Annotated in this window: 9 protein-coding genes; 6 read left to right on the forward strand and 3 right to left on the reverse strand. The window is 57.9% G+C overall.

Annotated elements, in window-relative coordinates:
• The 5 genes from WBC85_RS16650 to WBC85_RS16670 form a co-directional block, all read left to right on the forward strand.
• A partial coding sequence (locus WBC85_RS16650) for a DUF2339 domain-containing protein (protein ID WP_424439940.1) occupies positions 1–1900 on the forward strand: 1900 nt, incomplete at its 5' end.
• Between the two features lies 1 nt (position 1901).
• Positions 1902–3209: an SDR family oxidoreductase gene (locus tag WBC85_RS16655; RefSeq protein WP_424439943.1), complete on the forward strand. Its 1308-nt coding sequence runs from the start codon at positions 1902–1904 to the stop codon at positions 3207–3209.
• A complete protein-coding gene (locus WBC85_RS16660; RefSeq protein ID WP_424439946.1) occupies positions 3206–3691 on the forward strand; it encodes a DUF2269 family protein in 486 nt (161 codons plus the stop codon). The genes WBC85_RS16655 and WBC85_RS16660 overlap by 4 nt, the downstream gene beginning before the upstream one ends.
• 189 nt (positions 3692–3880) lie before the next feature.
• Positions 3881–6805, forward strand: coding sequence for an isoleucine--tRNA ligase (gene ileS / locus WBC85_RS16665; RefSeq protein WP_424439949.1), 2925 nt, complete (start codon positions 3881–3883; stop codon positions 6803–6805).
• Between the two features lie 4 nt (positions 6806–6809).
• Positions 6810–7646 carry an EamA family transporter gene (locus tag WBC85_RS16670; RefSeq protein WP_424439952.1) on the forward strand — a complete coding sequence of 279 codons (837 nt, stop codon included), beginning with the start codon at positions 6810–6812 and terminating at the stop codon, positions 7644–7646.
• On the opposite strand, the gene WBC85_RS16675 is transcribed toward WBC85_RS16670, so the two are convergent.
• From WBC85_RS16675 to WBC85_RS16685, 3 genes are all read right to left on the reverse strand, one after another.
• Entirely contained in the window at positions 7643–8338 is a 696-nt protein-coding gene (locus tag WBC85_RS16675) for a CDP-alcohol phosphatidyltransferase family protein (protein ID WP_424439955.1), read from the reverse strand. The genes WBC85_RS16670 and WBC85_RS16675 overlap by 4 nt on opposite strands.
• 97 nt (positions 8339–8435) lie before the next feature.
• Positions 8436–9356 carry a tyrosine recombinase XerC gene (locus WBC85_RS16680; protein ID WP_424439958.1) on the reverse strand — a complete coding sequence of 307 codons (921 nt, stop codon included), beginning with the start codon at positions 9354–9356 and terminating at the stop codon, positions 8436–8438.
• Entirely contained in the window at positions 9353–10060 is a 708-nt protein-coding gene (locus WBC85_RS16685) for a DUF484 family protein (RefSeq protein ID WP_424439961.1), read from the reverse strand. Before WBC85_RS16685 ends, WBC85_RS16680 begins: the two co-directional genes overlap by 4 nt.
• 279 nt (positions 10061–10339) lie before the next feature.
• Between WBC85_RS16685 and WBC85_RS16690 the strand changes: the two genes are divergently transcribed.
• Positions 10340–12559: a primosomal protein N' gene (locus WBC85_RS16690; RefSeq protein WP_424439964.1), complete on the forward strand. Its 2220-nt coding sequence runs from the start codon at positions 10340–10342 to the stop codon at positions 12557–12559.
• Positions 12560–12582 lie beyond the last annotated feature (23 nt).

Consider the following 12582-nt stretch of genomic DNA (forward strand, 5'->3'; position numbering starts at 1 on the left):
GCGATGGGCGTGGGTGTCGGTTCTGGCGCTGATGGGCGGCTTTATCGCAACTTGGGCTCTGTTGGTAAGCGGGGCCGATTCCGCTCATGCCTTGGTATTCGGGTTGATCGCAACAATTGCGGCCACCGCGATCCCCCAAAGGCGCATTTGGCCCGATCATGGCGGTGCGATGTTAAGTGACGTTGTGCTAAAGCTACGCAACAAGGCCGACCGCTCTTGGCCTGATTTCCCTGCGCGCCTTGCGGGTGGAACATTCATCGCAGCGATTGCGCTCAGCGCGCTTATGCCCTTGGAAACGCGCCTGCTGCTGGAAAGCTGGCTCGCCATTGCAAGCCTCACAGCGCTGGGCCTGTTGGCGCTGGTCTGGATGGCGCGCGCCTGTGCACTTCAAGACCTGAGCATTGTGGCACCAGTGGTTTTGCTGGTTTTACTCGTCGTGCTCGCCCTTGATCGCTCTGCGATTTATCAGGATTTTGTTGCAGTCAGCGCGCTTGAACGCCTCGAAGGCCAAACCTTGCCGCGCGCGGCCAGCGTTTTCGCCGCGATCTTCATGCTGTTTGCTGCACTCGGGTCTTGGCGGGCCTCAGCTGGCGTGCGTGGCTCGATCATCTGGATCGGGGCAAGCGCGCTCGCAGTGCCCGCAGCCCTTGGTGCGCTTGAAATCTTCTGGACACCCACAAAATATATCGGGGCCTATCCATGGGCGGGGCATGCTATCCTTGGCGCAGCCCTGATGACCTTGCTCGCAGAACGATCCATCAAACGTTGGCCAAACGATTTGCGTCCCGCCGCGCTATTCGCGATGTCGGCGCTTTCCCTGATCTCCTTCGCCCTTATGCTGATCCTGTCCACGGCGGCACTGAGCGTTGCAATCGCAGTGATGATCGTGATCGCAGCGCTGATCGATCGGCGCCTCGACATGCCTTGGCTTGGACTGTTCATCCAGCTTGCGCTTGCGGTTCTGGGCTGGCGCTTTCTGATTGATCCGGGCGTGCCTTGGGCATCCTGGCAATACACGCCCCTATGGGAGGTCGGGCTGGCGTACGCGGTTCCGCTCGCTTTGATGGGCTGTGCGTGGTGGATATTACGCGCGATCAAACGCGAAGCGGCGCAATTGGCACTGGAAAGCGCGGTCTGGTCGCTGGGCGCGGTCTTTGCGCTGATCCTGCTCGAGCGCGCATTGCGCAGCGATATCGACAGTTTCTGGGGACTGGCCTTGGCAGGGGCGATCCTGCTGATATCAATGGGTGCACAGCTTTATCGTTGGCGCAAGGGCAGTGCTTTGGCATGGCTGCGCGTGGGCCTTGCAAGCCTGTTAGGCCTGATCGCGATGGTCGTGCTTTTTGTTGCGCAAATTGGGATGTCGCCGTTGACACGATGGGGGTTGCGGGATGTTGAAGGTCCGCTTGTTCTGGACACAATCGCTATCGGCTATCTTGTTCCCGCTGCGGTGCTCGGGGTGCTGGCCTGGAAGCTCGATCACATCAATCGCTTTGTGCGCGGGGCATTTGCAGCGCTGGCAAGCCTGATGGCACTGGCCTTTGTCGGACTGGAAATCCGTCGCTTCTGGCAGGGCGACCTTATGGCAGGCCCTGCGCTCAGTCAGGGCGAGCTTTACAGCTATACGATTGCGATGATGATCGCTTCGGTGGCCTTGCTGCTGTTCGCATTTTCGCGCCGCTCGGAGGGGCTGCGCAAACTTGCAATGGCTGGAATTGCACTGACCATCGCCAAGGTCTTTCTGATCGATATGAGCGGGCTGAACGGGCTGGTGCGCGTTGCGTCCTTCCTTGGCCTCGGCCTAGCCCTGTCAGCGCTCGCCTGGCTCAACCGGGCCATGTCGGCACGATGGGAGACGGGGGGCGGGGATCACGCCGTCCTAGACATCGATGAAAACTGAGGTGAACGACACGCCCAGGGTTTTGATTCTGGGCGGCTATGGGCTGATCGGTGCAGGGGTCATGCGTGTGCTGCGTCAGAACGGGGTCACGGTTGTTGGCTTTGGGCGTTCAAAAACAAGTGCTTATCGCGCTGATCCCGACGGCGAATGGCGGTTTGGCGATTTGCGTCACATAAAAACGCCCGAGGATTGGAGCGGCTATTTGCGGGGCGTTGACTATGTCGTCAACGCAGCTGGCGCCTTGCAAGACGGTCCCGAAGATGATTTGCAAAGCGTGCATTTTACCGCAGTCAAAGCGCTTGCACAGGCTTGCCGGGCGCAAGATATCGCACTGGTCCAAATCTCCGCGATAGGCGCAGAACACACCGCTTCTACTTCTTTCATGCGCAGCAAAGCGCAAGGGGATGACGCAGTGCGATCAGCTGGTGGGCGACATTGGATATTGCGCCCGGGACTGGTGATCGCGCGAACAGGATATGGCGGCACTGCATTGTTGCGCATGCTAAGCGCAGTGCCGATTGTGCAGCCAATCGCCCTACCAGATGTCCCTATACAATCAATCGGACTGGATGATCTTGCCCAAGCTGTTCGTGCGTGTCTGGGCGGGCAGATCAAGGCGGGGTTCTGCGCGGATCTGGTAGAGCCGGAGGCGCATAGACTTGAAAGCGTAATTGTTCAAATGCGCGCTTGGCTAGGGTTTGCCGCACCGAAAAAGACGCTAAAAGCGCCGCGATGGTCCGTTTCCATGGTTGGCGTTATTGCGGACGGGCTTGGGCGCTTGGGCTGGCGGTCACCTTTGCGCAGCAATGCGCTTTTGACATTGCAAGACGGCGTAACAGGCGATCCGGCTGTTTGGGCTGCGGCTGGCGGAAATGCTATCAGGCCGCTTGAACAAATCCTGCAAGAAATGCCTGCGCGGCGCGAAGATCGCATCGCTGCGCGGATGGATTTGCTGATGCCGGTCTGCGTCGGAACGCTTGCCGTGTTCTGGGTGTTTTCAGGTCTCATTGGCTTGGCCCGCATCGACGCGGCGGCCCAGACGCTTGTGCAAGTGGGCTGGTCCCATAGCCTCGCTTTGGCAAGCGTCGGCTTTTGGGCGCTTGTGGATATTGCGCTTGGTGTCGGTATCTTGCGGCGTAGATACGCGCGCAAGACCTGCATTGCGATGATTGCGGTTTGCGTGATCTACCTTGCCAGTGCCAGCGCTGTAACGCCGTTTCTCTGGCTGGATCCGCTTGGGCCGCTGCTGAAAATCCTGCCCGCGCTGATCCTTTGTCTTACGACGCTTGCACTATTGGAAGATAGATGATTGATCTTGCAGACATTTTGCGCTGGGCACATGTGATTGGCGCCTGCGTTCTGTTAGGGACGGGCGGCGGAATCGCCTTCTTTATGCTTATGGCGCACCGCACGCGTGATGCTAAAATCATCGCGCATACAGCGGGTATCGTGGTGATCGCGGATACTGTTTTCACCGCCAGCGCTGTCGTCCTTCAACCGATTACAGGCTATTTTCTAGCGCGCGCCTTAGGTTGGGATTTGGGCGAAGGTTGGCTTGCCCTTTCGCTCATGCTCTATGTTGTGACGGGGCTGTTCTGGCTGCCTGTCGTTTGGATACAGCTTCAATTGCGCGACTTGGCGAGAGCCGCTTATGTCACCAATGCCCCGCTGCCAGAGCGATACGAACGCCTATTCAAAATCTGGTTCGTCTGCGGATTTCCTGCCTTTTTTGCTGTGCTCGGCATTGTCTGGTTGATGCTTGTGCGGCCTGATCTCGGGCTGTGGTTTTGACGGGCATTGCCCCCTCTGGACGACACGCAACGCCGCGCCTATAAGCAAAGCCAACATGGCAGATATATTCGCAATCATTATTCGAATTATCAGCCCGGCGCTCTAAGCATTGAGCCGCCGGGACAAGGCGTATGGCATGACCGCGCTGCCTCTCTCTTAGATAAAATTCCGTTCCAAAGGACGCCCGATATGTGTGCTGACACACCTGAAAACACTGTTGATTACAAATCCACGCTGAACCTGCCGAAAACCGATTTCCCCATGCGCGCGGGTCTGCCCAAGCGCGAACCGGAATGGCTGGAACGCTGGGAAAAAATGGGGGTCTATGATCGCCTGCGCGAAAAGAAGGGTCGTACGCCTTTCACGCTGCACGACGGTCCTCCCTATGCGAACGGACATTTGCACATCGGCCACGCGCTGAACAAAACGATCAAGGATATGATCGTGCGTTCACACCAGATGATGGGTTTTGATGCGCGCTATGTGCCCGGTTGGGATTGCCACGGTCTGCCGATTGAATGGAAGATCGAAGAGCAATACCGCAAGAAGGGCAAGAACAAGGACGACGTGAATATCGTCGATTTCCGTCAGGAATGCCGCAAATTCGCGGCTGGCTGGGTCGATATCCAGCGCGAGGAATTCAAGCGTCTGGGCATCACAGGCAACTGGCCTGATCCCTACCTCACGATGGATTTCCACGCCGAAGCGGTGATCGCGGAAGAGTTCCAGAAATTCCTGATGAATGGCACGCTATATCAAGGCTCCAAACCTGTGATGTGGTCCCCTGTTGAGCAGACCGCGCTGGCAGAGGCGGAGGTCGAGTACCACGACAAGGAAAGCTTCACGGTTTGGGTGAAGTTTAGGGTTGTCGGTACGGGTGATGCAGCGTTGGATGCGGCAAAAGTCGTGATCTGGACCACGACGCCTTGGACACTGCCGTCAAACAAGGCGGTCGTGTATGGCGAAAACATCTCATACGGCCTTTACGAGGTCATCGACGCGCCAGAGGAATGCTGGGCAGCAAAGGGCGAAACTTTCATCCTTGCGGACAATCTTGCGGCTGACGTCTTCAAACGCGCACGTTTGGAAGAGGGGATGTACGCCCGCAAATCTGACGTCACCAGCGCGCAGCTTTCGGCGATCGCCCTTTTGCATCCCCTCGCAGGCGCTGACGGCGCGGGCGGCGAATGGGATGACATCCGCGACTTCCGCGCCGCTGATTTTGTGACCGATACCGAAGGCACGGGTTTTGTACATTGTGCCCCATCCCACGGGATGGAAGAGTACGAATTGTACAGAAGCCTCGATATGCTGCCTCAGGTCATCACCTATAACGTCATGGACGATGGCGGCTTTCGCGCGGACCTTCCGTTCTTTGGCGGCAAGTATATCCTCAACCGCAAGGGCGGCGAGGGCGATGCCAACAAGGCCGTGATCGACAAGCTGGTCGAGGTCGGTGGCCTTCTGGCACGCGGCAAGATCAAGCACAGCTACCCGCATTCATGGCGTTCCAAAGCGCCGATCATCTATCGCAACACGCCGCAATGGTTCGCGTCTGTGGACAAAGCGGTGGGCGACAATCAGGACACCTACGGCACGACGATCCGCGAGCGCGCTCTGACCTCAATCGACGAGCTGGTGAAATGGACACCGCAAACAGGGCGTAACCGCCTTTATTCCATGATCGAAGCGCGCCCGGACTGGGTGCTTTCACGTCAACGGGCATGGGGCGTTCCGCTGACCGTGTTCACGCGTAAAGGCAAGCTGCCAACCGATCCTGATTTCTTGCTAAAAGACGACGCCGTAAATGCGCGCATTGTTGAGGCGTTCGAGGCCGAAGGCGCGGACGCATGGTATATGGATGGCGCAAAAGAGCGCTTCCTTGGCGGCATCGTGAACCCTGACGACTTCGACCAAGTCTTTGATGTGCTTGATGTTTGGTTCGATAGCGGCTCCACGCACTCCTTTGTTTTGCGCGATCGCCCTGATGGCACGGCAGATGGCATCGCGGATGTTTACATGGAAGGCACGGACCAGCATCGCGGCTGGTTCCATTCCTCTCTTTTGCAGGCTTGCGGCACGTTAGGGCGCGCGCCTTATCGCAATGTTGTAACGCACGGATTTACGCTTGATGAGAAGGGCATGAAGATGTCCAAAAGCTTGGGCAATACCATCGTGCCCGAGACGGTCGTCAAACAATACGGCGCGGATATTCTGCGGCTCTGGGTGGCGCAGGTGGACTACACGTCTGACCAGCGGATCGGCCCCGAGATTCTAAAAGGTGTTTCCGACAGCTATCGCCGTTTGCGTAACACAATGCGCTTTATGCTGGGATCCCTGGCCGACTTCCAAGAAAGCGATCGTGTCGAACCGGCGGATATGCCAGAGCTGGAGCGCTGGGTGCTGCACCGTTTGGCGGAACTCGATGATGTGGTGACAAAGGGCTACCAAGCCTATGATTTCCAAGGGGTATTCTCTGCGGTCTTCACCTTCGCAACCGTCGAGCTTTCGGCCTTCTACTTCGATATCCGCAAGGATGCGCTATATTGTGATGGCGACACGGCGCGCCGCCGCGCTGCGCGCACGGTGCTTGATATCCTGTTCACACGCCTGACCACATGGCTTGCACCAGTGTTGGTGTTCACCATGGAAGAGGTCTGGCTGGAACGCTTTGGCGGCGAGGAAAGCTCGGTTCATCTGGAGGACTTCGTCGAGACACCAAGCACGTGGCGCGACGATGCGCTGGCGGCAAAATGGTCATCAATCCGTAGCGCCCGCCGCGTTGTCACGGCCGCCCTCGAGGTGCAGCGCACTGAAAAGGTTATCGGTGCTTCGCTTGAAGCCGCACCAACGGTCTATGTCGCAGACGAAGCATTGCGCGCAGCCCTCCAAAGCGTGCCGCTGGATGACATTGCGATCACCTCTGCGATTACGGTGTCGGGCGATACGGCCCCCGCGGGCGCGTTTACCTTGCCTGATGTCAGCGGCGTTGCAGTCTCCTTCGACAAGGCGACAGGCGCAAAGTGTCAGCGTTGCTGGAAGATTCTTCCCGATGTTGGTGCCCATGCGCACGACGGCGTTTGCGGGCGTTGCTCGGACGCTTTGGCTGGCTAGATAAGTGAGTATCAGTGTATTCCTAGCTGTTCTTGCAGCGGCATTGCTGCATGCAAGCTGGAATGCACTGGTCAAAAGCGGGGCGAGCAAGCTGACCTCGATGCTGATCCTGACGATGGTTCAGGCGGGGTTTGGCGGTATCGTCGCGCTTTTCCATGCGTTTCCGCAGGCGCATGTCTGGCCGTGGCTGTTGGCGTCGGGGGTGTTTCACTCCGGTTACAAGCTGTTCCTTTCATTCGCTTACGAACAGGGCGATCTAAGCCGGGTCTACCCGATTGCGCGCGGCGCGGCCCCGATGTTGGTGCTGGCACTCAGCGGATTTGTGTTGAGCGATAGCCTGAGCACATTCGAAGTTGTCGGCGTGATCGTTCTTGGCGCAGGCATCCTGATGATGGCGCGCGGTGTGTTCTCAAACGGGGAATCGCGAAAACTGGTGCCGCTGGCGTTGGGATCGGCGCTGATGACAGCTGGCTATTCCATCGTGGATGGTTTGGGCGCGCGGGCGTCGGGCGATGCGGTGATGTTTGTTGCGTGGCTTTTCATTCTTGATGGTTTGCTCTTCACGCCGATCTGTCTTGCGCTACGCGGGCAGGGCGTACTGCGAGCAAATAAACGCGATTGGGTGATGGGAAGCATGGCTGCGCTTGCGTCTTACGGGGCCTATGCGATTGCGGTTTGGGCGATGACCCAAGCACCGATTGCATTGGTTTCGGCGCTGCGCGAAACGTCGATCCTGTTCGCGGTGTTGATCGGGTGGCTTATCATGGGTGACAAGATGGATCGCGGCAAAATCATTGCCGCGACGCTTATCGTCATCGGTGTTGGGCTGACGCGGCTTTAAGCGTCTTTGGCTGGAATAATCTGCTGCGCGATGCCAGCAAACACCAAATAGAGCGACGTTACGATCAACCCCCAATGCGCCCAGCTTTGGGGATGAAAATCAACCCATGCCGCCCAGCCTGCAAAGAACGTCCACGCAAGCGCGATCGGCAAAGACAGGTTGCGCCAGCGTTCAGTGCGCACGGGATGGATAAATTTGAGCGGGATAAACATTGCAACGGCGAGTGCTGTCACCAACAGCAGCGTGACCCAATGCTCTGGCCTGATTGCGAAAATCACGATGATGAGCATATTCCAGCAACCCGGGAAGCCCGAGAAGGAGTTATCCTTTGTTTTCATCCGATTGTCGGCAAAATACATCGCTGATGCGAAGGTGATAATGATAATCGCGACCCAACCCGGCCAGCCCGGCAAGAGGCCTGATGTGAACAGCGCGAAGGCGGGGATGAAAACATAGGTCAGATAATCGATGATGAGATCAAGCAGTACGCCATCAAATTGCGGTGCGTAGGTTTTAACATCGAATTTGCGCGCCAATGGACCGTCGATCCCGTCCACAGCAAAGGCAACAACAAGCCAGAGGAACATCAGGTCCCATTTGGCTTGAACGGCAGCAAGCATGGCAAGCATGGCAAACACAGCGCCAGTGGCGGTGAGCAGGTGAACGGCGAGGGCGCGATTTTGTGGTGTCATGGGGGGCCTCATGGCCTATTTTTCTACTGTGCGCAAATTTCTTCTGAAAGAAATGTACCGCCTGCGGGGATAATTGGGCAAAGGGGATGCCAAATGGCTATGCTTTCGGGTGTGCGCGGTCGTACACTTCCATAAGGCGCGCAGTATCAACTGCTGTATAGGCCTGCGTTGTAGAAAGCGATGCGTGGCCCAGAAGTTCCTGGATCGAACGCAAATCGCCGCCCGCGCTGAGAAGGTGGGTGGCAAAGCTATGGCGCATTGCATGCGGGGTCGCCGTCGCTGGCAGACCAAGCTGCATGCGTGCCTTTGACATCACTTCTTGCACGGCGCGCGGGTTCAATGCGCCGCCGCGAATGCCACGAAAAAGCGGCGAAGTCGGTTCAAGCGGGTGAGGGCAGAGTTTCAGATAGCTTGCAACGGCGTCGCGTGCGGCGGGCAGTACGGGAACAACCCGTTCCTTGCCACCTTTGCCGACAATGCGCAGGCTATCGGGCAGCGGCACGTCCGCGCCCGTTAATCCAAGCGCTTCGGAAATGCGCAAACCACATCCATAAAGCAGCGTCAGCACAGCGCTATCGCGCGCAGCGACCCATGCATGGGGTGTTTGCAGCTCAACCGTATCAATCATCGCCTTGGCGGCGTCTATCGCAAGGGGGCGGGGAAGCTTCTTTTGGAACTTGGGGGCGCGAATGGTAAGAACGGCGGTAGGTTCAAACCCTTCACGCTCTGCCAGCCAACGATAAAAGCTTTTGACCGAAGACAGCTTGCGCGCCAGCGAACGCGCGCCAACATCCGTGCTACGTGTCGCTGCCATCCATGCGCGCATATCGCGCGTGGTGATGCGCGAAAGCGCGGCAAGACCTTGGGTCTCGCCGGTATATTCGGCCATGAAAGCGATGAAATCGACCGTGTCGGCGTTGTAAGCCTTAATCGTATTCTCGGATGCGCCTTTCAGGGACTTTTGTGTCTCCAGCCAATGCTGGAGCGCGTCGCGTGCTTGAGGGGATATCAGGCTCACGAAAGCCAGCGGCGCATTGCGCGTTCGAAAACGCCGCCAAAAAAGGCCAAAAGGTCCGTGCCTTGTTGCGGTGTGAACTGATGCGGGTCTTCTGCGCCCATCACCAACATGCCGGGCAGGCGACCTGCGCCGAAATCTAGGGTCAGGCAGGCTTCGGAACGTACCCAATCCGCAGCTTCGCCGTAAATGGCGTCATGACCTGCCGATAGCTGGCGCAAAGTCACATTGCGTGAAGGGCGATCAGGGTGGCCGCCAAGGTAGGTTGCGATAAAGCCGGGCTCTGCCACGCATAAAACATCAGAAAGCTTGCTGACTGCCGGTTCATCATCGGCCTGCACAGATTCCAACACCAAACGGATGCAGTCCACGCGCAGAATTTCAGCGACGTCACCGCCTAGGTCTTTCAGGAAGGTTTCGAAATCTACTGGGTCCAGCATGCGCAAGATCGCGCGGTGAACCTGATTTGTGCCAGCAAGATTTTCATAAGCTGCTGCAATCACAGAGCGATGTGTATCTTCAAGGCGGTCAAGCCGTGCCTCCAGCCGTTCCATCGCAATGCCGCGCAGATCGACAATATTGCCGCCCATCGCGCGTTCATTGGCTTCGATCAAAGCCTTCATCAGGTCCTTGTCTTCAAGGATCACGTCAGGGCGTGTGATGATCCGCTCTCGCAGGTCATCTGTCATTTCAGCGCTAGTGTTCATTCTGCTCTCGTTCTTTTTTAGGCCCGTATAGCACGGCAGACTGGAATTCAGAGGGTTTTCTGAGCCTTTTCCGCCCGATCGACCAAAAACTGTGCCAGACCTGCATCGGTTAGCAGGCGCTTGGGCGGAATTTATCAACCACAGCGCAGCGCACGCAAGCGTTTGAAATTGTCGTTGCAGCCTGATTGGGGGCGTCCCATCAATGATAAGGCAGAATTTCAGGCCAGAGGTTCATTGAAGGCTTGGCCTTGCCCGAGCAAGGTATTACCTCATAACCCTATGGCACAAACACCTTCCCCCAGCGATGCCGCTCAAGAGTTCTTCGACGAAGGGCAGCTTGTCGGTGTTTGGACGACCCAGCCGCTGGGGCGGATGCTGGATTATAAAGCGCCCGAAGGCGGATGTTGGCTTGGGGCCTTTGTCGAAGTGCCGCTGGGACCGCGCAAGGTTATGGGCGTGGTTTGGGGGCCGGGCAAGGGCGATTACGATTATGCTAAAATCCGCAAAGTCATTCGCTGTCTGGACGTGCCCGCGATGCGCGCGGAACTGCGCGAGTTTCTGGAAAAGGCGGGTGCCTATACGCTGACGGATATGGAAAGCATGTTGCGCCTTGGCGTGCGTGCGCCGGGTTTGGGCGATCCGCCCTCGATGCGTAAGATCTATCGCAAAGGCGATACAGAACCCGATCGGATGACCGAAGCGCGTGGACGCGTTCTGGATGCTTTGGAAGAATACGGTGATCTGTCCTTTACCTTGAAAGAGCTAAGCGAGGCGGCTGGCGTGACGTCTTCGGTTGTCAAAGGGCTGGTGAAACTTGGGGCGGTGCGCGAAGAGGACACGCCGCGTGATCTACCCTTTGCGCGCCTCGATCCTGAGTTGCCAAGCAAGGACTTGGCGCAAGATCAGGCGCAAGCTGCTGATATTTTGAAGGCGGGTGTTGCCTCTGGCGCGTACGCGACGACCTTGCTGCGCGGCGTAACAGGATCGGGCAAAACCGAGGTCTATCTGGAGGCGGTCGCAGAATGTTTGCGCAAGGGGCGACAGGCGCTGGTCCTGCTGCCGGAGATCGCCCTGACAGCAGAGTTTTTGACCCGTGTTCAAGCCCGTTTCGGGGCAAAACCCGCTGAATGGCATTCTGGCGTAACCATGACCGAACGCCGCCGCGCTTGGAAGATGGTCGGGCAAGGCGGTGCGCAATTGGTCGTGGGGGCACGATCGGCGCTTTTTCTGCCGTTCAGGGATTTGGGCCTGATCGTGGTAGATGAAGAACACGACACCTCCTACAAACAAGAGGACGGGGTGCTTTATAATGCGCGCGATATGACGGTGCTGCGCGCGTCAATATGTTCGGCGCAAGTGATTTTGGCCAGCGCTACACCCAGTTTGGAAAGCTGGGCCAACGCGGAAGCGGGAAAATACACGCGCCTTGATCTGACGTCGCGCTTTGGCGATGCTGTGATGCCCGATATGCGCGCGATTGATATGCGCGATGTGAAATTGCCCAGCAACCGGTGGATTTCGCCGCAATTGCAGGCCGAGGTTGAGGCGCGCGTTGCCTCTGGTGAGCAAGCGCTTTTGTTTATCAATCGCCGTGGGTATGCGCCTGTAACGATCTGCCGTGCCTGCGGACATCAAATAGGCTGCGATCACTGCGATGCCAGGATGGTTGAACATCGCTTTCAAAAGCGGCTGGTCTGCCATCAATGCGGCGAAAGCAAACCCATCCCGGAGATTTGCCCGTCATGCGAGGCCGAAGATCGCCTTGCCGCTGTCGGCCCCGGCGTCGAACGCCTGGGCGAAGAGGCCGCGGAGCTGTTCCCCGGCGCACGGATCGCGACATTGAGTTCGGATATGTATGGCTCTGCCCGTGCGCTGAAGGCAGAGATCGAGGGCATCGCGGCAGGCGCGGCGGATATTATCATTGGCACGCAACTGGTGGCGAAGGGGCATAACTTTCCACTGCTGACGCTTGTCGGTGTGATTGACGCAGACCTTGGTTTGCAAGGATCTGACCTGCGCGCGGCCGAGCGAACATTCCAATTGATGCGCCAGGTTGCGGGGCGGGCCGGGCGTTCGTCCAAACGCGGCACGGCGCTTATGCAAACCTATCAACCGGAGCATCCGGTGATCCGTGCGATCCTGGCGGGGGATGAGAATAGTTTCTGGACTGCTGAAGCCGCAGAGCGCCGCGCTGCATCTGTGCCGCCTTATGGGCGCATGGCGGGAATTATTCTGTCATCGCCTGATGTGCAGGATGTGTTTGATCTTGGTGCAGAGCTAGCGCGGCGCGACGGGCCGCTGCGCGAGATCGGCGCGCAGGTTTTCGGGCCGGCACCAGCGCCAATTGCGCGTGTGCGCGGGCGTCACCGCGTGCGTTTGTTGGTAAAGGCTGACAAGAACGTCCCGCTTCAACGCGCGCTAGCAAAGTGGATCAGGCAGGTGCGCGTGCCATCGCAGGTGCGTTTGAGCGTGGATATTGATCCGCAGAGTTTCTATTGAGCGGCTTCGGATCGGCTTTGCCG

This window comes from Planktotalea sp. (assembly GCF_049680325.1).
GTDB lineage: Bacteria > Pseudomonadota > Alphaproteobacteria > Rhodobacterales > Rhodobacteraceae > Planktotalea.

What these genes read in the sequence shown, in the direction of transcription:
- WBC85_RS16660 (WP_424439946.1), top strand. Translation starts at nt 3,206, where the DNA reads ATGATTGATCTTGCAGACATTTTGCGCTGGGCACATGTGATTGGCGCC.
- WBC85_RS16690 (WP_424439964.1), top strand. Translation starts at nt 10,340, where the DNA reads ATGGCACAAACACCTTCCCCCAGCGATGCCGCTCAAGAGTTCTTCGAC.
- WBC85_RS16685 (WP_424439961.1), bottom strand. Translation starts at nt 10,060, where the DNA reads ATGAACACTAGCGCTGAAATGACAGATGACCTGCGAGAGCGGATCATC.
- ileS (WP_424439949.1), top strand. Translation starts at nt 3,881, where the DNA reads ATGTGTGCTGACACACCTGAAAACACTGTTGATTACAAATCCACGCTG.
- WBC85_RS16675 (WP_424439955.1), bottom strand. Translation starts at nt 8,338, where the DNA reads ATGACACCACAAAATCGCGCCCTCGCCGTTCACCTGCTCACCGCCACT.